This window comes from Pseudoalteromonas sp. AS84 (assembly GCF_038900255.1).
Lineage (GTDB): Bacteria > Pseudomonadota > Gammaproteobacteria > Enterobacterales > Alteromonadaceae > Pseudoalteromonas.
The window spans coordinates 79737-98923 of sequence record NZ_JBBMQY010000007.1 but is presented as its reverse complement, the minus strand read 5'-3'; the positions used below and the strand labels follow the sequence as shown (position 1 = coordinate 98923).

General features: G+C 38.2%; 17 protein-coding genes and 1 riboswitch. Of the genes, 11 read left to right on the top strand and 6 right to left on the bottom strand.

Annotated features, from left to right (window positions below):
* The first annotated feature begins 112 nt into the window (after positions 1-112).
* Together WNY79_RS09445 and thiI are read left to right on the top strand one after the other, a co-directional pair.
* Entirely contained in the window at positions 113-766 is a 654-nt protein-coding gene (locus tag WNY79_RS09445; protein WP_007581663.1) for a TetR/AcrR family transcriptional regulator, read from the top strand.
* Between the two features lie 96 nt (positions 767-862).
* Complete coding sequence (gene thiI / locus WNY79_RS09440; protein WP_024598607.1) at positions 863-2320, top strand: tRNA uracil 4-sulfurtransferase ThiI; 1458 nt, start codon at positions 863-865, stop codon at positions 2318-2320.
* 25 nt (positions 2321-2345) lie between these two features.
* Here thiI and WNY79_RS09435 read toward each other — a convergent pair whose 3' ends face one another.
* Positions 2346-3248, bottom strand: coding sequence for a 2-dehydropantoate 2-reductase (locus WNY79_RS09435; RefSeq protein ID WP_076923584.1), 903 nt, complete (start codon positions 3246-3248; stop codon positions 2346-2348).
* The gene (locus WNY79_RS09430) at positions 3241-3594 is read right to left on the bottom strand and encodes a VanZ family protein (protein WP_076923583.1); all 354 of its coding nucleotides are present in this window, start codon (positions 3592-3594) and stop codon (positions 3241-3243) included. Before WNY79_RS09430 ends, WNY79_RS09435 begins: the two co-directional genes overlap by 8 nt.
* 152 nt (positions 3595-3746) lie before the next feature.
* Between WNY79_RS09430 and WNY79_RS09425 the strand changes: the two genes are divergently transcribed.
* From WNY79_RS09425 to WNY79_RS09415, 3 genes are all read left to right on the top strand, one after another.
* Positions 3747-4229, top strand: coding sequence for a YajQ family cyclic di-GMP-binding protein (locus WNY79_RS09425; RefSeq protein ID WP_024598605.1), 483 nt, complete (start codon positions 3747-3749; stop codon positions 4227-4229).
* A gap of 159 nt (positions 4230-4388) precedes the next feature.
* Positions 4389-5174: an ABC transporter substrate-binding protein gene (locus tag WNY79_RS09420; protein ID WP_076923582.1), complete on the top strand. Its 786-nt coding sequence runs from the start codon at positions 4389-4391 to the stop codon at positions 5172-5174.
* A 98-nt stretch (positions 5175-5272) separates the two neighbouring features.
* A riboswitch (cobalamin riboswitch) is annotated at positions 5273-5437 on the top strand.
* 36 nt (positions 5438-5473) lie between these two features.
* On the top strand, positions 5474-7300 hold the full coding sequence (locus WNY79_RS09415; RefSeq protein ID WP_342875726.1) for a TonB-dependent receptor: 1827 nt from the start codon (positions 5474-5476) through the stop codon (positions 7298-7300).
* A gap of 76 nt (positions 7301-7376) precedes the next feature.
* On the opposite strand, the gene msrA is transcribed toward WNY79_RS09415, so the two are convergent.
* The 3 genes from msrA to WNY79_RS09400 all read right to left on the bottom strand — a co-directional run bounded on the left by msrA (position 7377) and on the right by WNY79_RS09400 (position 12153).
* Positions 7377-7913, bottom strand: coding sequence for a peptide-methionine (S)-S-oxide reductase MsrA (gene msrA / locus WNY79_RS09410; protein ID WP_342875725.1), 537 nt, complete (start codon positions 7911-7913; stop codon positions 7377-7379).
* Positions 7914-7998: 85 nt separating this feature from the next.
* Positions 7999-11097, bottom strand: coding sequence for an efflux RND transporter permease subunit (locus tag WNY79_RS09405; RefSeq protein ID WP_076923579.1), 3099 nt, complete (start codon positions 11095-11097; stop codon positions 7999-8001).
* 3 nt (positions 11098-11100) lie between these two features.
* Positions 11101-12153, bottom strand: coding sequence for an efflux RND transporter periplasmic adaptor subunit (locus tag WNY79_RS09400; RefSeq protein ID WP_024598600.1), 1053 nt, complete (start codon positions 12151-12153; stop codon positions 11101-11103).
* 246 nt (positions 12154-12399) lie between these two features.
* Here WNY79_RS09400 and WNY79_RS09395 point away from each other — a divergent pair, with 246 nt between their 5' ends.
* The 6 genes from WNY79_RS09395 to WNY79_RS09370 all read left to right on the top strand — a co-directional run bounded on the left by WNY79_RS09395 (position 12400) and on the right by WNY79_RS09370 (position 17838).
* A complete protein-coding gene (locus WNY79_RS09395; RefSeq protein ID WP_024598599.1) occupies positions 12400-13104 on the top strand; it encodes a DUF2982 domain-containing protein in 705 nt (234 codons plus the stop codon).
* Positions 13105-13126: 22 nt separating this feature from the next.
* Entirely contained in the window at positions 13127-13459 is a 333-nt protein-coding gene (locus WNY79_RS09390) for a hypothetical protein (protein WP_024598598.1), read from the top strand.
* 69 nt (positions 13460-13528) lie between these two features.
* The gene (locus tag WNY79_RS09385; RefSeq protein ID WP_342875724.1) at positions 13529-15178 is read left to right on the top strand and encodes a DUF1566 domain-containing protein; all 1650 of its coding nucleotides are present in this window, start codon (positions 13529-13531) and stop codon (positions 15176-15178) included.
* Positions 15179-15187: 9 nt separating this feature from the next.
* Positions 15188-15706 carry a DUF1566 domain-containing protein gene (locus tag WNY79_RS09380; RefSeq protein ID WP_076923575.1) on the top strand — a complete coding sequence of 173 codons (519 nt, stop codon included), beginning with the start codon at positions 15188-15190 and terminating at the stop codon, positions 15704-15706.
* Positions 15707-15871: 165 nt separating this feature from the next.
* Entirely contained in the window at positions 15872-16789 is a 918-nt protein-coding gene (locus tag WNY79_RS09375) for an AAA family ATPase (protein WP_024598595.1), read from the top strand.
* A gap of 11 nt (positions 16790-16800) precedes the next feature.
* Positions 16801-17838 carry a general secretion pathway protein GspB gene (locus tag WNY79_RS09370; RefSeq protein ID WP_342875723.1) on the top strand — a complete coding sequence of 346 codons (1038 nt, stop codon included), beginning with the start codon at positions 16801-16803 and terminating at the stop codon, positions 17836-17838.
* A 53-nt stretch (positions 17839-17891) separates the two neighbouring features.
* On the opposite strand, the gene WNY79_RS09365 is transcribed toward WNY79_RS09370, so the two are convergent.
* The gene (locus WNY79_RS09365; protein WP_342875722.1) at positions 17892-19085 is read right to left on the bottom strand and encodes an HD-GYP domain-containing protein; all 1194 of its coding nucleotides are present in this window, start codon (positions 19083-19085) and stop codon (positions 17892-17894) included.
* Positions 19086-19187: the final 102 nt, after the last annotated feature.

The following is a 19187-nucleotide window of genomic DNA, read 5'->3' as shown; positions in this document are numbered from 1 at the left end:
TTTCTTTAAACAGGTCAGTCCATGGTGGGAGTGTTTTAATGATTCATATTTGTTTATACTGTTTACCTCTTTTGAGTGTAATGTAGCCTATAGATAATTTGAGTATTAGCATATGAATACCAAGGATAAAATAATACACACCAGTATTTTGTTGTTTAACGAAAATGGTGAGCGTGCAATAACGACAAATCATATTGCATCAAACTTAGGGATGAGCCCGGGTAATCTTTATTATCATTTTAAAAATAAAGAAGACATTATCCGTCATATTTTTGCGCTGTATCGCGATCATTTAAATACTCACTTTAAACCTATTAATAAAGATGATGATGCATTTAATCATTTAACGGCTTACCTAGATTCGTTATTTGAGCTGATGTGGCGCTATCATTTTTTTTACGATAATCTCGGGGATATTCTCTCTAGAGATGCTGATTTAAAACAAGCTTATATTGATTTTCAGTTAGAGTTGTTAGAGCAAGTTCGTAAAATTATTTTAGGACTTCGCGACAGTGAAATGATTGCTATTGATGAGCAAGATGTCATTGATTTAGCACATACATTAAAGTTAACGGTTAGTTTTTGGACGCCTTATATTAAAGCCCGTAGGCCAAGTGGTACGCTTGCTGAGCAAGATATATATCATGGCATTTTAAAAGTACTTACATTATTTAGAGCGTACAGTACCGATAAAAGCATTGATAAAATGAACCTGCTACGTGAAAAATATACAGAATTAGCGCAACAAGCCCCAACTGTTGTTTAGCCTTTGCTCTTGGTTGTTTCCTAGGCGCTGAATTTTTTGCTATAATCCCGCGCCAAATGCCTGGGAGCGCGAATTCCCGCAGTCTAAGAGTGAACTATGCTTAAATTTATCGTCAAACTACATCCTGAAATAGCCATTAAAAGCCGTTCGGTCCGTAAACGCTTTACTAAAGTGTTAGAAAATAACATTAAAATTGTATTGCGACGTGTTGACGAAAAAGTACAAGTAAGAAATAACTGGGATAACATTTCAGTTGTTACGAAACTTGAAGACGCACAAGTTCGTCTTGATTTTATCGATAGCCTTAAACGCATCCCTGGCATTGTTCAATTTATTGAAGTAACCGAAACACAATTCGAAACTCTTGATGATATCTACCAAAAAACAATAGCGTTAGTTGGTCATACAATTGTAGGTAAAACCTTTTGTGTTCGTGCAAAGCGTATAGGTCAACACGACTTTACCTCAACTGATTTAGAGCGTTATGTTGGTGGTGGATTAAATCAACATATCGAAGGCGCAAGCGTAAAGCTTAGCCGCCCAGAAGTAACAATACGCTTAGAAGTAAAAGATGATAAAGCTTACATTGTTTCGCAAACACATTTTGGTATGGCTGGTTTTCCGCTGCCAACGCAAGAAGATGTGCTTTCGCTTATGTCGGGTGGTTTTGACTCTGGCGTAGCAAGTTACCAAATGATTCGTAAAGGCGCGCGCACACACTTTTTATTCTTTAACCTTGGTGGCGCAGCCCACGAAATTGGCGTTAAGCAAGCAAGTTACTACTTATGGAAAAAATACAGCTCTACGCATAAAGTTAAATTTGTAACGGTTGATTTTGAACCTGTTGTTGCTGAAATATTAGAAAACGTTGAAAACAGCCAAATGGGTGTTGTACTTAAACGTATGATGATGCGCGCGGGTAGTGTAGTTGCCGAAAAGTTAAACATTCAGGCACTTGTCACTGGTGAAAGTATTGGCCAAGTATCTAGTCAAACATTAGCGAATTTAAGTGTGATTGACCGTGTTACTGAAACACTTATTTTACGTCCGCTTATTCAACACGATAAGCAAGAAATTATTAATATTGCTCGCCAAATTGGTACAGCCGAAATGGCAGAAACAATGCCTGAATACTGTGGTGTTATTTCCAAAAAGCCAACCGTTAAAGCCAAAATAGACGTTATTCTTGGTGAGGAAGAAAAATTCGACTTTGATGTACTTGATACCGTTGTAAACAACGCACGTATAATGGATGTGCGTGATATTGATGTAGAAGCAAAGCAAGAACTTAAAGAGGCTGAGTCGGTTGCTGATTTACCTATAGGCTCTGTAGTAGTTGATATTCGCTCTCCTGAGGAAGAAGAAGCTGCGCCCTTAGAAATTGATGGTATTGAAGTGGTGCATTTACCGTTTTTCCGTCTGGCGACTAAGTTTGGTGATTTACCAAAAGACACTGACTATTATTTATATTGTGATAGAGGTGTAATGAGCCAACTACAGGCACTTATGCTGCACGAACAAGGCTTTGAAACTGTAAAAGTTTATCGTCCGTAAAGTAAAAAACTTATATAAGCGTGGTTTATACCACGCTTTTTTTTGCCTGAATTTTAGCAAGCAACTCATCATTGTAAGGTGTTGGAATACCGTGGAGTTTACCTTGTTGGCTAATATAGCCACATATAGCTGATATTTCAGTTTCTCTGCTATGCGCTACGTCTTGCTGCATTGAAGAGTAATTGTCAGACGTTAATTCCATTATTTTATAAGCGGTATTAAGTGCTTTAATCAATGGGATATTAAGCCCTTGTACCTTTGCTATATTGCATGCTTCAGTGAGTGCATTAAAAATTATAGCGTTGTACTTAGGTGCGCGTAAATCACCATTTTTTACATTATTTAAGGCGCTTAATGGGTTAATAGCAATATTTACGAGTAGTTTTTCAAAACGAAGCTGCTGAATGTTATTAGTAAACTTTAGGTTGGGTATTACTTTAAAAATATCAGCTATTGGCGCACTATTTTGAAAAGCTAATTCATTACAGTCACCAATAACGCTTTGCCCTTCACCAGTGTGCTGCACAATGTATTGGTTTGATTTAAAGCCCGCTATACTTGTAGTTAAAAAGTAGAGCGCTTGGTGAGTGCTTAGTTGGCTATTTACCTCATCAACATTACCCATTCCATTATGCGAAAGTACAACAGAGCAATGATTTGGTAAAAGCGGCTTTATTTGTGAAAATGCATCAAGTACTTGAAAGGCTTTAACGGTAAATAAAACAACATCAAATTCAGCTGCTTTATTTAGCTGATTTAATGAAATAAATTGTGCGTCAATTTTTTTAGATGCGCTTTTACCTCGACTATAAAAGCGGGTATTTGTTGGGCTCTTGCGAGTTAAAACACTGACATTATGCGACGCGCTTAGAAAATGGCTAAGTAACAAGCCAATAGCACCATCGCCAACAATTAAAATATTAGCCATATGGGTTCTTTTTTCGAGGTGTAAAAATTACTCTAAGTAAAAAGTAGCTTGCAGCACCTGCAAAATCAGCAAAAAAATCACCGAGTGATGCTTGCCTATATGGAAGTGCATCTTGCATTATTTCTATAGAAGCGCCATAACCAGCCAATAAAAGTATTTGCGCATATAAAGGAAGCTTAAACGCTTTATCCATTATTATGGCTAGTATAAAAAAAATCCCAAAATGGGCGACTTTATCAACATGAGGAAATAAATTTACAACGCCACCTTTTACTTCTTTGGCAAATAAAAAGGTAAAAGCTACTATGCTGATTAAAAAAATTGCTTGATAAACACGCCTTGTCACGACAAATCCTAAAATCGCTTAAAAAAGAAACTGGATTATATCAAACTAAATTAGTATCGCACCTGAACAAGATGCAGAAAAATGTAAATATTTATAATTTTAGCGTTATAATTGCGACATAAAATTAAGATTAAATAGTTAGGAGCAAACCAATGCCTTCATTTGATATTGTATCTGAAGTAGAAATGAACGAAGCTAAAAACGCAGTTGATAATGCAAATCGTGAGCTAGAGACCCGCTTTGACTTTAGAGGGGTTGATGCATCTATTGAGCTAAATGATAAAACAATTAAGCTTAAAGCTGAAGCAGACTCTCAGGTTATGCAATTATTTGATATTTTAGCAAGCAAGATATCTAAGCGTGGTATGGATGTATCAAGCTTGGAACTTCAAGATATTAGCCGCGCAGGTAAAAATGTTTTTCGTAATGTGGGCTTAAAACAGGGCATCGAAAAAGATATGGCTAAAAAAGTAGTTAAAGCCATTAAAGACTCTAAAGTTAAAGTTCAAGCTGCTATTCAAGGCGAAGAAGTTCGTGTAACGGGTAAAAAACGTGACGATCTTCAAGAGGCTATGCAAGTAGTACGCAGCGCTGAACTAGGTCAGCCTTTTCAGTTTAAAAATTTCCGCGATTAATAAAGCTTTATAAGCTTTGTAATAAAGCGCGCTTTGATTTTTTACTTTTGATTAAAGCCGCTTTATATATTCCCTTCTAAAGACCTTTCTTCGATTGATCCGCTTTTTAGTATTTAAGCTACTATATTTATTACATGTGATTTTTATACAAGGTATTAAATGAAAGCCTATCAATTATTTTTGCTATTTCTGTTAGCTCTATTTACGCAGCCTAGTTTATCAAAAGCAATTGATATTAATATATTGGTTGAAGATGGCTATTTCCCGATTGTTATTGATGCACAAACACAACGGGGGCTTGCACCTGAGTTTATAAAAATATTGAATGACTCACAGAGCGAATTTAACTTTATACTCAATTCCTTACCTGTTAAAAGGCTATCAAAGTCTGTTGAACAGGGGCATTTTGATGTTCTATTCTTAATGGCATTGCAATGGATCCCGCAATCTATGCGCTCGAATGTGATGCAAAGTAGTTTTTATATGATTACAAAAAATGAGTTATATGCGCTTAAAGAAAATGCAATAAATCAAGCTTATTTTAATGATTTACGAGCACTAACAAAAGTAGGGGTTTTAGGCTATTCGTATCACTTTGCTGGCTACAATACTGATGCATATTACTTAAGTGAGGAGCACAGTGTTAGCCTTACTATAGACGAATACAACGTGGTAAAAATGTTGTTACTAAAGCGTGCCAACATTGGCGTACTAAATAGCATTGCGTACCAGTATTTTAAAGACCAAAAAGCTTTCGATATGAGTTTGCTATACAAAAGTGAAATCCCCGATGCCGTTTTCGATACTCACTTTTTAGTTAATACTCAGCAAAGCAAAATATCAGCGTCTAAAATTGATGCTATTCTTAATTCTTCAGCTATTAAGTTCCAGATCAAAAGCCTGCTAAATAAATACGGTGTTTCTTCAAGTTTTAATATTGAGTAATACTTATAGTTAAATTGTTTTAGCTGTATAGACGTCCGTTGACATTTGTAAACAAAATGCTCACAATAGCCGCATATTTTTGAGGTGCTTGCTTAATGCTTATGCATTGGTTTTAAGGTATTGAAACTAACAGCAAGATAATCGGGAAGTTGGTGAGTTTTCATGATGACTACAAGCCCAACACTGCCCCCGCAACGGTAAAGTATTGCATATTTTTATGTGCTTACTGAGTCCGGAGACCGGCCTTGATGCAATCTTACTTACTTAAATCTTTGCGGTGGGCAAAGGTAGGGGACATCATGTTAAACAAAACAACTCTAGGCGTTGCTATTTCTGCTGCGCTTTCATTTTCTGTGTCTGCTGCAGATAATTCAATTGAAAAAATAACCGTTACTGCTAATAAATTTGAGCAATCAATCAATGATGTTTTAGCGAGTGTAAGTGTTATTGAACGCGCTGAAATAGAAGCAAGCAACGTACGCGATTTACCAACCTTATTAAGCACGCGAGTTGGTTTTCAGGTTAATCCAAACGGTGGTTTTGGCCAAAATACAGGTGTGTCACTTCGTGGTACTGGCTCTGGCGATACGCTAATTTTGATTGACGGTGTACGTACGGGTTCTGCAACACTTGGTCAAAAAGCATTAAATAATGTTCCTCTAAATAGTATCGAACGCATCGAAATTATTAAGGGCTCTCGCGCGGCTGTTTACGGCTCTGATGCACTTGCTGGCGTAATCAACATTATAACGCGTGAATCAGATAACTTATCTTTGAGTGCTACGTTTGGTTCTGATTCTTATCAAAATTATCAAGTGGCAGGCTCTGTAAAATCAGGCGATATAACAACAGCATTTAATGCAGGATTTGAAAAAACAGATAACTTTGATGTACTGCAAGGCGTAGCACCCGATGAAGATGGCTATGAAAATAAAAATCTTGGTTTTAAAGTAAATTATTCTGATGCACACTACGGCGACTTTAAGTTATTAGGTCAATACAGTGAAGGTTTCGCAGATTACGACAGTCGCTTTAGTCCAGCCGACAGTACGATTGAACGAGATGATTTTAAAAACTACCAGCTTTCTGCAGGTTGGAGTAAAAACTACACTAATCAAACGCACAGTATTGATTTAGCGCTAGCAACGGATGATTCAGACAATACATATGTCGATTTTTCAGTTGGACCAACAACAAGTACTTTTATAACTAAACGCACACAGGTTGATTATAACGGCCAATACCTACTATCTGATGAGCTTAACATTAGTGGTGGTGTTAACTGGTACAACGATGATGTATCTCATAGTTCGCAACTATTTGTTGAAGACAGCCGAGATGTACTTGCTGTGTTTGTAGGTGCTTACTACGATGCAGATAAAGTATTGGCTAATTTAACTGTTCGCCAAGATGATGACGAGCAATTTGGCGACGAAACAACGTATACAGCTGCTGCAGGTTACCATTTATCTGAAGATGCAACATTTCGTATAAGCCAAAGTACTGGCTTTAAAGCCCCTACATTTAACGATTTATATTTCCCACTTTATGGTAACCCTGATTTACAGCCTGAAAAATCAGTAAACCGTGAGTTAGGTTTGAGTGTGGACTTTGATATTGCGCAAGTTGATGTTGCAATATTTAGAAACGATATTGAAGATAAAATTGATTACGATGCAAACTTTGCATTAGCTAATATCGATGAAGCACGTTATGAAGGGGTTGAATTTAGCTTATCTCAGCAGTTTTTTGGTTTTGATAGCAACCTTAACTTTGCTTATTTAAGTGCAGAAGACGAAGAAACGGGCGCAGAGTTACGTAATGTTGCTAAACGCACATTTAACTGGGAACTTGCAAAACAGTTTGGTGCTTTTGATGCAAGGTTAGACATGCAATACCGTAGCGACCGAGAAGGTGCAGTAACGCGTTTAGGCTCTTACACGCTGTGGAATTTAGCGGGTAATTACCAAGTAAATGAACACATTGAGGTTTCGCTTCGTGTAGAAAACTTATTTGATAAAGAGTATAACGCGGTTGACTCAAACGCTGATTTTACAACGGGTCAAGTGTATTACTACAACACACCAGAGCGCCGCTTTTTTGCAGGCGCAAGTTACCAGTTTTAATCGCTTTTAATAGTTAAAGAGTAAAAAGACAAAAGCCCGATTTAAATCGGGCTTTTTACTATGTGACTAAACTTAGTTACTCAGTTAAAAGCTCTTTAAATACGGTTTCAAACTTATGTAATTTAGGTGCGATTAAAATACTGCAGTAACCCTGCTGTGGGTTTTCGTTATAGTAATCTTGATGGTAATGCTCTGCTGGATAATACATAGCGGCAGGGCTGACTTCTGTCACAATTAGCTCACTCACATGGCTTTGCAGTTGAGCTATCATTTCATTGGTTTGCTTTAGTTGGGCTTCATCGTGATAGTAAACAACGCTTCTATATTGTGTGCCTATGTCGTTACCTTGTCGATTCAGCTGTGTTGCATCATGCAAAGTGAAAAACATTGCCAGCAGTGTTTCAAAGCTAACGACAGTTGCGTCAAATTCAATCTTAACAACCTCAGCGTGCCCTGTTGTGCCAGAGCATACAGAATTATAGGTTGGGGCGTCGGTTTCGCCGCCTGTATAGCCAGAACTCACATCTAATACGCCATTTACACGTCTAAATGCAGCATCTATACACCAAAAACAGCCGCCACCAAATGTTGCTACTTGCGTTGTTGAGCTCATAAGTATTCCTAAAATGTATATGGAGTTTAAAGGCGAGCATAAATTGTATGCGCCGCAACAACAAGGTTACGGCGCTATAAGCAGGTTAGATCTCTTCTAAAGGTTTTTCTGTAGCTTGCTTATCTAGTTTTTGCTGTAAAAACTCAGGAGACTGCGTATTACGTGCTAATGCATAATAAGCCGCTGGTACTACAAAAAGAGTTAATAAAGTTGATACTATTACCCCTGTGAATATTACAACACCAATTACCATACGACTTTCTGCACCAGGCCCAGAGGCGAGTACCAATGGTACTGAACTCATAACAGTTGTGAGTGAAGTCATAATAATTGGACGTAAGCGTTGAGTCGCTGCTTGCAATATCGCTTCGCTAAACTCAATGCCTTTATCGCGTAATTGGTTAGTAAATTCGACGATGAGTATACCGTTTTTAGCACTTAACCCTATGAGCATGACAATACCTATTTGGCTGTAAATATTTAAGGTAAGTCCTGTAGCCCAAAGCCCGAACATAGCACCCATTAAACCAAGTGGTACTGTAAGCATAATTACAAATGGATGCATAAAGCTTTCAAACTGCGCGGCAAGTACCAAAAAGGTAACCGTGAGTGCAAGTATAAATACGTAGGTCATTGCTGAAGCACCTTCGTAATATAACTGCGATTCACCTTTGTAATCTATTGCGCCATCTATATCGTTTTCTTCAGCTGCTACTTCATTTAAAAAGTTAAGTGCTTGTTCTAATGTATACCCTTCAGCTAAATTAGCACTAAGCGTAATTGCGCGCATACGGTTATATCGGTTCAAGCGAGATGCAGTTGCTTCTTCTTTTAAACTAATAAGGCTATCAAGTGGTACTAGTTCACCGCTTCGTGATTTAAGGTATATATTTGAAATATCAGTAGGGTTGGTGAAATCTTCTTTAGTCCCTTTTAAAATTACATCGTACTCTTCACCACGATCAATAAAAGTAGTAACACGGCGTTGACCCAACATTGTTTCAAGAGTGGTACCAACATCAGATACTGATACACCTAAATCAGCCGCTTTGTTTTTATCAATACTGACTAAAAACTGCGGGAAGGTTTCTTTGTAATCGTGATCCAGTTTTAACAACCCTGGATTTTCTTCTGCGCGTTTAATAATACGGTCGCGCCAATCAGCAAGTTGCTCATAGTCGTTACCTTGCAGTACAAACTCAAGAGGTTGAGATATACCTCTACCGCCAATGCCTCGTCGCATAATGGCAAATGCGCGTACGTCAGTAACTTCCTGCATTTTACCGCTTATCTCGCCCATTACTTCCCATGTTGAACGCTTGCGTTTATCCCAATCAGCCATCCCAACAATTGCTACACCACCGCTGCTACCAAAACCAGGCACTCGCACAAGTACACGACTTAATTCGCCAGCTTCAGAGTAGGGGATAAGGCGTTCTTCAATTTTAGCCATATTGGCTGCATTATTTTCGTAACTAGCGCCTTCAGGTCCATTCATAAGTATAAAGAAAGTACCGCGGTCTTCTTTAGGTGTAAGCTCAGACGGCACTTGTAAAAAGAGTGAGTAACTAACAAAACCTGCAAGCAACAAGCTCACCATTAAACCCCATTTTCGGGTCATGTTAGTCGTTAATGAATTACGGTAACTCGATTCTATTTTTGTAAATTGACGGTCCATCCATTGGCTAAATTTATTTGGTTTGTCTGATACTTTAAGTACTTTAGAACAAAGTGCAGGTGCAAGTGTCAATGCAGTAACGCTTGAGAAAAATACAGCTGCACTCACTGCCATTGCAAATTCAGTAAATAATGCACCTATACGGCCATCCATAAATACTAATGGTACAAACACAGATATAAGTACAAGGGTAGTTGCTACAATAGCAAAACCAACTTCACGTGCACCTCTGTATGCAGCCAGTAGTGGTGGTTCGCCTAATTCGATACGGCGGTGAATGTTTTCAAGCATTACGATGGCATCATCAACAACTAAACCAATGGCAAGCACCAAGGCAAGTAAAGTTAGTAAGTTAATTGAGTAGCCCATTGCTAGTAAAAACATAAAGCTACTAACTAACGCTACAGGTACAGTTACCGCAGGAATGAGCGTGGCGCGTATATTACCTAAAAACAAAAATATAACTAAAACAACTAACCCCATCGAAACAGCGAGGGTGCTATATACTTCACTTATCGACTCCTTAATAAATACAGATGAGTCGTAACTATCTTGAATAGTTGTCCCTTCTGGCAAGTTGCGCTTTATTTTTTCAAGTTCACTACGTGCGTTATCTACTACGGTTAACGTGTTAGCTTTGGCTTGTTTTACAATGCCTAAACCAATCATATTACGACCATTGCCACGAAATAAACTTTCGTCATCTTCAGCTTCTAGGCGTACATCGGCAACTTCCCCTAGACGCACTAAATAACCTTCTTCACCTCGTTTTATTACAAGGTTATTAAAGTCGCGCTGATCTTTGTAACTACGCGCTGTACGTACTGTAAAGTCACGGTCGATAGATTCTATTTGGCCGGCTGGTAACTCAACGTTTTCAGTACGTAATGTGTTTTCTATATCGCTTGAGGTAATACCTCGTGCAGCCATTGCTTGGCGGTTTAGCCAAATTTTCATGGCGTATTTACGCTCGCCACCAATACGCACATTAGATACGCCATCAACAACCGCTAAGCGGTCTACTATAAAACGTTGGGCATAGTCAGATAGTTGCAATGAGTCCATTTTATCGCTGTTTAATACAAACCATACGATTGGACTTTCATCACTATTTGATTTTGATACTTCTGGCGGGCGTACTTGATCTGGCAAGCTGTCTAGTGCACGTGCTACACGTTCGCGTACATCGTTAGATGCGGCATCTATGTCACGATTAATATCAAACTCAATAGTAATATTAGAACGACCATTTTGGCTCGATGAATTAATACTTTTAATGCCTTCAATACCTGATATACGGTTTTCAATAATTTGTGTTATTTTTGTTTCTATAATTTCGGCTGAAGCACCTGTGTATTCAGTGCTGATATTTACAATGGGCGTTTCAATATCAGGATATTCACGAAGTGGCAACATTGTAAATGCCACCAATCCAAAAGTAAGCAGCAGTAAATTAATTACAATGGCAAAAACGGGGCGCTTGACGCTAGTATCTGTAATTTTCACGTATTACCCCTTTACGCTTACTTTACTTCCAGAGCGAATTTTTATTAGCCCCTCAGTAACAATTTGCTCGCCATCGGTTAAGCCTTCGTCTATAGCAACCCAGCCATTATTTCTGCCGGCTACATGTACTTCAACTCGATTAGCTATTCCGTCTTGAATTTGAAAAACAAAGTGTTTGTCTTGCAAAGGTATAACCGCTTTTTCTGGCACCATTAATGCCTGGTTGCTGCTTAGCTCAAGTGCTGTATTTAATAACATACCAGGGCGAAGTAATCCTGATTTATTAGCAAAACTTGCTGTTACTTCAACACTGCGTGTAACCGAATCAATACGCGAGCTAATATGCGTTACCTTGCCGTTAAATGTTTGTCCTGGGTAGGCATCGTTTTGGGTAAGTACTTTCATGCCCATATTTAATTGTGCTAAATATTTTTCAGGTACTTTAAAGTCAACTTTAATAATACTAATATCATCAAGTGTTGTGATTATTGTTGTATTACTTACGTAGGCACCTATTGATATTTCACGCTTACCTAACAAACCTGAAAACGGAGCACTAATAGTCATCTCGTTTAATTTAGTTTTAGCGCTTTCTAATTGAGCTTCAGTGGCATCAACACGAGATAACTGCTCCTCAAGTAACGATTTTGCCGTTGATTGCGAGCGTGAAAGTTCGGTTAGGCGATCTAACTGGCGCTTTTCTTCACGTAAGTTTATGCCAAGCTCTTTAACTGCAATTTGTTCTTGTTGGCTTTGTAGCTGTACTAGTTTTTGTCCTTTACTGACTAAGTCGCCGTCTTTAAAATATATATCTGTGACATAATCGTTTTGCGCACTTTTTATATAGATAGCTTGGTTTGCACGCGCGCTACCGATAGCTTCTATCATCACAGCATTTTCCTGTGAAGTAACAGTATGAGCAGTTACCTGAGTAGACATTTGTGATGAATCGGCCTGTTCGCCGTGGCTAGCGGGTAGATATAAATAAACGCTAAATATTAGAAGTAACGTAATAATAAATGGAAAAAGTGCTTTACCTGATTGTCTTGAGTACATTGATTTCATACCTGGAAATGAATTGTAAGTATTGTACGAAATAAGACCGGGAAAAGACGGTTATGTGTCTCATAAATTTGTGCGTTAAGCGTAAAAGTAAATAAGATTTATTCATTGTTCCTATTTTGTTGAGGTAAAAGCGGTAATGTATGAAATTTAAAACTACCTGTAACTTATGTATAACAACAAGAAAGGTCATAATTTGGGCCATTATTATGTTTGTTTTTTATATGGTGTTTTACCAATATGGATAAATCTAACAATGTCATTAAGTTTCGAGCACAAGGTGCGCGAAACGCAATTGAGGTGCTCGCTGTAGGTGCTATAGGCTTAGCTTTTATTATGTTATTCAATATACTAAGGCCAGGTGAAATTAGCATCCTTGAAGTGTTTTTAGTTAGTTTGTGCCTTGCTGCTATTTTTATTGGCTTTTTGAAAACCCAAGAGCCATATCATAGTCTTATTTTAAGTGAGTCGGAGCTTGTTTATTGCCATAAGTACGGGGCTTGGTGTATGCCCCATAGTAACTTTCATCACAGTGGTATACCCAAAGTAGAAGATGGCTTTGATTATTTAGAATTAAATGCAGTTGGTGTTAAGGTAAACGACATAGACGAGTTTTTAACAAGCATAGCGCCTAGAATTGCAGGGAAATTATTAATAGAGCAGCGTAACTTATTCATGCAAGTTGTTCAAAAACATTGCAAAAATGGCAATTGCCCATCAGAATGGCTAATAGAAGATACACATTACACATCCCATAAAGGGATAAGCTATACTGGTCTTATAGCTATGTTTGCTAACAGGACTAAGCACCTTCGACTGTTAACCGGTTACGATTTATTATTGCCAGCCAGTGTGTTGGATAGAGATATCTGGACATTTAGTGCTAACTTAAATAAATGGAAGCGCGAGCCTAGTCAGTTTATAGCGTCGCAAATTAATAATTAAGCTGCGACTGTAGGAAAGAAAAATGAGCCAAGACAGAGCCTTTTTAAAAAGTGGTCGAAACACCATAATACATAAAGATAAAAAGCACGATTTAGTAATTGTAAACTCTGAAATTCATCCCAAAATTAAAGTGACTCAACATGGCTTAGAGCCATTTAAAGAAGAGTTACCTAAAAACCGCCGTGACGCAAAAGAACGTTATTTAGAGATGGTTTATGTGAGTAGCGCTGATGTATTCGGCGAAGAAAAACAATTACTGTTTATTCAAGCTTTAGATGGGCGTGAATACAAAGTAGATTACAGTAAAATAGGTACAAAGTTGTTTGTACGCATTCATCAAGATACATATATGTAGTACTTTAATGGCATCTTTATTGCTTGTGATTACACTATAGTAATTATTTGACATAATAAGGTGCTGCGTATGAAAGCGTTTGCTTTAATCCCCCTCATTTCTTGTGGTTTGCTGAGTGCGTGTGGAGGCGGTGGCGGTGATAGCGATAATACAGTTGTAGAAACGTCTGTTAATGCTGGAACCGATTTACAAATTATCGAAAAAACTGAATTTACCATCACAGCACAAGGTTCCCCTGCGGATGGTACGTTTTCATGGCAACAGGTTAGCGGCCCAAGCTTAGAAGGTTTTCCGCTTGATGGCGCAGAGCAAACACTTACAGCCCCTGACGTAAAAGCTGACAGCGAAATTATTTTAAGAGTTAGCTACGAAAGTACGGGTAGCAGTGCTGTTAGTGATGATATTACAATTTCGGTTAGCTCTAATAATCAGCTTCCTTTAGCCGTTATTACCCAAACCTTACCTGAAACACTCCCTTCTGTTTATAATGATACAGTGACTTTGAGCGCCCTTGAGTCGAGCGATCCTGATGATAATGGCCAAATTGATAGTTATTTGTGGCAACTGCTATCAGGTCCTGATTTAGATATTGCGAGCTTTAACGAGTCAACTCTTAGCTTTTCTCATCCATTACTAGAAAGTAACGTAAATTTATCTTGGCAGCTAACAGTCACTGATGATGAAGGCGGTGAGGCGAGTACTCAATATTCAATGACACTTAATAAAACAAATGAACTAGTGGATGCAAATGCAGGCGCTGATCAAAATGTCGAAGAGTTTGAAGAAGTAACGCTTGATGCAACGAATAGCGAAACTGTCACCGATACGTATCAGTGTAAATGGCAACAACTTACCGGTAATAGCGAAACATTAAGTAATAGCGACCAATGTACAACGACATTTTTTGCCTCTGATGTAGATACTGAATCCACATTGAGCTTTGAAGTAACGATAACGGACTCAAAAGGTCGAACCGATACAGATTCTTTATTTGTTGATGTATCACCAAAAGCGCTTGGGCTTATAAATGATAGTGGTGTTGGTGAGTGCTATAACAACACCCAACGAATTAACTGTGAAAGCGATGACTTTCCAGCGCAAGATGCTGAGCTTGGACGCGATAGCTATGCAAACCGCTTAGATAAGGTTGGCAAAGGTAATTTAGCGTTTGACTACACTAAACTTAATCAGTTTGCTGATGAAGTTGGTGATGATAGTAGTGACTTTACCTGTATACGCGATAATGTTACTGGACTTGTATGGGAAGTAAAAAGTGAATCCTCAGGAGTATTACCAAATACAAGTTTGCGTGAGGGGCAAAATCATTACTTTTGGGATGTAGGGAATACTACTTTTACCGATATCAGTACAGCCAATTCAACTTGTCCGGATGATACGAGTTGTGGAGTACAAAGTTATATAAACGAAGTGAATAACTTAGATTTTTGTGGTGGTACAAACTGGCGGTTACCTACTTATACAGAGCTTTTAGGTTTAATTGATTACGGTAAACAAGGGCAAAGCATATTAATTGATGAGGCATTTTTTCCTAATATGCCCAGTGAAAGTGCATTAAGCCATTTACGTTACTGGACCTCACAAACCGCAGCCGATGGTACCAGTTTATCGCAAGCGTACATTATTGATATGAGTGATGGTAATGATCTTGCTTATCCAAAAGAAAATACCGCGTATGTTCGTTTAGTTAGAAGCCGTTAGGAGAAAATAATGAGATTAAAATTACTCTATGCACTAGCAACTATAAGCTTGAGCTTTAATATTGCAGCGGCGCAAACGTGCTACGACGGTGCAGATACCACAACACCGACAGATAGATTTACTATAAATACAGATGGCACAGTGTCTGATACCGAAACTGGCCTTATGTGGCAACGCTGTAGTTATGGGCAAACTTATAATACAGAGACCCAGCTTTGTGAAGGCTCTACACCTTCTCTTACTTGGCAAGAAGCACTACGCGGTGCTAATAATGATACAACCGCAGACTACGATGATTGGCAAATGCCTAACATTAAAGAGCTTGCGAGTATTTTAGAGCACAGTTGTACCGAGCCGAGCATTAATGAAGAGGTGTTTTTTGGTACTAAGCTTCAAAACTATTGGTCAAATACATCGGGTGTTAGCACGATGAGCTCAGCGTGGGTTTATCAATTTGATAGTGGGCTTAATAGCTTACATGCCAAAACCAGTAATGTGTATTTACGGTTAGTGCGCTACGAAGAGTAAAATGCATACTAAGATTAGACAGACAAAAGTGCAGCCTTAAAACCGCTGCATTTTTTTGTTTTACATAAATTTACGTTATTTCAATAATAAAGCGCTTACAACGTTGTCACTTAGCGCGTTTTTTTGCCATTATAGGCCGTGATTTAATTACGAAGGAACATCACGGTGTATTTAAGCTATTTTGGCCTGAATGAAAAACCTTTTTCAATTTCGCCCAACCCTCATTACTTATTTTTAAGTGAACGACATAAAGAAGCCTTAGCACACCTTACCTATGGATTAGGTGAAGACGGTGGTTTTGTATTATTAACAGGCGAAGTGGGTACAGGTAAAACTACAATTACCCGCAGTATGTTAGAGCAGTTACCTGAAAACACGCAAGTAGCTATGATCCATAACCCAGCACTTTCAGAGCTAGAGTTATTAGCCAGTATTTGTGATGAGCTCAACATTAGTTATGATGCTAATAATGCAACGCTTAAAAGTCTTACCGATATTATAAAAAAGCATTTAGAGACCAATAATAAATCGGGTGGGCATACCATTCTTATAATTGATGAAGCGCAGTTACTTGCCCCTAATGTGCTTGAACAATTACGCTTGTTGACAAATATAGAAACCGATCATAAAAAATTATTACAAATAGTATTGGTTGGGCAACCTGAGCTACAAGAGCTTTTAAAGCGCAATGAATTAAGGCAACTCGCCCAGAGAATAACAGCTCGTTACCATTTATTACCACTTACGCAAGGCCAAACAGTAGCTTACATAAAGCACCGTTTACATGTTGCAGGATGTGATAAAGGAATTTTTTCGATGGATGCTATGCAAGCTGTTCATCAATTAACCGGTGGTGTGCCACGATTAATGAACTTGGTCTGTGAGCGAGCTTTGGTAGGCACTTTTGCAAAGCAGCAGTTGATAGTTGATAGCGATATAATAAAAAAATCAGCACATGAGTCATTACCCATGGATTTTGTAGCGCCCGTTAATGAGGCTAACAAAGCAACGTCACTAGTACCATATAGCCTTGCATTCGCTGCTTTATTTGCCGTAGGCATTGGGCTTTCATTTATTTTATAGTTAGGTAAGTTATGTCTTATTTATTAGATGCGCTAAAGCAGTCACAGCAATCAGATATGAGTGCTGAGCAATACGACTTACAATCAGAGCAGTTAAAGCAACAGCAAGCACTTAAGCGTTATAGACGATTAGCGCTAGTATTTGGTACAAGCTTAGCTGCTTTTATTGCGGTAGCTAGTGGGTTTACTACGGGTAAGTGGTTTCAAGGTACTACTTTATTAAACATATCGGAGCCCGCTGTAATTAAGGTGGTTGAAAGTGAAAAATCGTCACCTAAAGAAGAAGTTAAAGAGGTAGATGTTGAAGTTGAAAAACAGCAAATAGCTAAGTTAGAGCCTGCTAAAGTAGCTCCAACAAATACAGCAACGATTGAAGGACAACTTGTACATGTGCAAACACCTAATGGTGTACAGCAAATGTTATTAACGCCTAATGGGCAATATATTCCTATGCCATCGAGTCAGGGCGGGAATGCAGCAGGTTATAATCAGCAGAGCGTGCAGCAAGTAATGCCAGTTCAAAATTATAATCAGCCAGTATTTAATCCACAAAGTAATTACAATCCAAATAATATGCAGAACGCTTCGGTATTTGGGCAAAGTCAAAATACAGCATCTGCTCAACTAGATATGAGTAAATATAAAGTCCTGGGTAAGCCAATTAATGGTAGCAACCAATCTCAATTGATGAGCGATCCTGAACTTGATGAGGTGCCTACAACACTTAAAAATGCGTTTGCTCAAGCTATACAAGACGTCGAAAAAAATCAAGATTATGAAGTTACCCAAGCATCAAAAACGTCATCACGTGTTGAGCCTGTAGAATTGCTGCCTGATGGTTTGCAATCAATGTTGCCTAGTATTAAATATCAAGCACATATATATTCATCGAGTGCGGATAAGCGTTGGATCAAGCTAAATGGCCGAGAGCTACATGAGGGGGAGAGGATTGGCGCTTTAACTGTAAGAGAGATTACACCTGAACAAAGTGTACTTGATTTTGATGGTTATGAGTTTAGCTTAAAAGCTTTGCAAGATTGGCCAGAGTAAGCGCTTAGTTATTTAATTGAGAGCTCGGTAGAATGTTGAGCTCTCAATATTGCTTAGGATAATATTGAGTTTTTATAAAAGCGTTCTAAATCAATATTATACTCTTTTGGTTTCACCGCTGATTCAAGGGTATCTAGGGTTTTTTTATTAGATAAATCGATATCTTTTATCTCTGTATAGCGACTATGTTTGGCGCTGTAAAATGTTTTAACAATAGGCTTTAGTGGTGTACTTGGGTTACTCTCGGTCACTAAGCCAACTTTTTGACTCGATAACCTAACAAGCGTTCCTACTGGGTGAATACCAATACATTGAATAAACTTATTAAGCAGCACAGGGTCGAAGCTATCTGGGCACCCATCTTTTAGTATTTTAAACGCTTTTATTGGCTCCATGCCTGCCTTGTAAACACGCTCTGCAGTGAGTGCATCATACACATCTACAATTGACGCCATACGTACGTATTGGCTTATTTCGTCACCCTTTTTACCAGATGGGTAGCCTTTACCATCAAGCCTTTCATGATGCATACCTGCAATATCAACAGCGATACCTGTTAAGCCGGACTCTTCTAAAATTTCTTTACTGAAAAGCGAGTGCAATTTCATTATTTTAAATTCTTCATCAGTAAAGCGACCAGGTTTATTCAGTATTTCATCTGGAATTTTTATTTTTCCAATGTCATGTAAAAGTGCGCCTGTAGTCAGCTCAACGATAATGTTTTTTTCTATACTTAAATGCTTAGCGAAGATCCCCATTAGTATCGATACATTAATAGAGTGCTCAAGTAGGTAGGCATCTTTTTGGCGCATTTGAGTAAGGCAGGCTAGGGCATCTTGGTTTCTAAAAACAGAATCCATAAAGCCACTTGCCAGCTCTTTAAATGGCGCAATATCTATATCGCGGCCTGCTTTTATATCTTTAAATGCTTTTATTTGTAGCGTTTTAGCTTCGTCATACAGCTTTTTTGCCTTTCCCATTTCTTGTTCGGCACTGTGTGTTTTTTGCCAAGGGTCGCGCTTTATTTTTGTTGTAGGTGTCGCAATTAGATCTTTTTCGGGGACTGTATCAATGAGGGTTTTATCAGGGTCGATTTCTATTTCTAGAATGCCTGCTTTTATCAGGTTGTTAATACCTGCCTGAGTTTTAACCCAGCCTTGATTTTTAATTTTGATACTACCAGTTTGCTTGGTAACACTTTGTACAAACATACCTGGGAGTAGCTGACTAACGGGAATTATTTTCAAATTTACTGCTTCTGTTACTAATCTTTAACTAATTTAACAAAAACATACGTTACTACCTAATAAAAAAGGCACTTTTCAGTGCCTTTTTTATTTTTTAATGAA

What these genes read in the sequence shown, in the direction of transcription:
- WNY79_RS09445 (WP_007581663.1), top strand. Translation starts at nt 113, where the DNA reads ATGAATACCAAGGATAAAATAATACACACCAGTATTTTGTTGTTTAAC.
- thiI (WP_024598607.1), top strand. Translation starts at nt 863, where the DNA reads ATGCTTAAATTTATCGTCAAACTACATCCTGAAATAGCCATTAAAAGC.
- WNY79_RS09435 (WP_076923584.1), bottom strand. Translation starts at nt 3,248, where the DNA reads ATGGCTAATATTTTAATTGTTGGCGATGGTGCTATTGGCTTGTTACTT.
- WNY79_RS09425 (WP_024598605.1), top strand. Translation starts at nt 3,747, where the DNA reads ATGCCTTCATTTGATATTGTATCTGAAGTAGAAATGAACGAAGCTAAA.
- WNY79_RS09420 (WP_076923582.1), top strand. Translation starts at nt 4,389, where the DNA reads ATGAAAGCCTATCAATTATTTTTGCTATTTCTGTTAGCTCTATTTACG.
- WNY79_RS09415 (WP_342875726.1), top strand. Translation starts at nt 5,474, where the DNA reads ATGTTAAACAAAACAACTCTAGGCGTTGCTATTTCTGCTGCGCTTTCA.
- msrA (WP_342875725.1), bottom strand. Translation starts at nt 7,913, where the DNA reads ATGAGCTCAACAACGCAAGTAGCAACATTTGGTGGCGGCTGTTTTTGG.
- WNY79_RS09400 (WP_024598600.1), bottom strand. Translation starts at nt 12,153, where the DNA reads ATGTACTCAAGACAATCAGGTAAAGCACTTTTTCCATTTATTATTACG.
- WNY79_RS09395 (WP_024598599.1), top strand. Translation starts at nt 12,400, where the DNA reads ATGGATAAATCTAACAATGTCATTAAGTTTCGAGCACAAGGTGCGCGA.
- WNY79_RS09390 (WP_024598598.1), top strand. Translation starts at nt 13,127, where the DNA reads ATGAGCCAAGACAGAGCCTTTTTAAAAAGTGGTCGAAACACCATAATA.
- WNY79_RS09385 (WP_342875724.1), top strand. Translation starts at nt 13,529, where the DNA reads ATGAAAGCGTTTGCTTTAATCCCCCTCATTTCTTGTGGTTTGCTGAGT.
- WNY79_RS09380 (WP_076923575.1), top strand. Translation starts at nt 15,188, where the DNA reads ATGAGATTAAAATTACTCTATGCACTAGCAACTATAAGCTTGAGCTTT.
- WNY79_RS09370 (WP_342875723.1), top strand. Translation starts at nt 16,801, where the DNA reads ATGTCTTATTTATTAGATGCGCTAAAGCAGTCACAGCAATCAGATATG.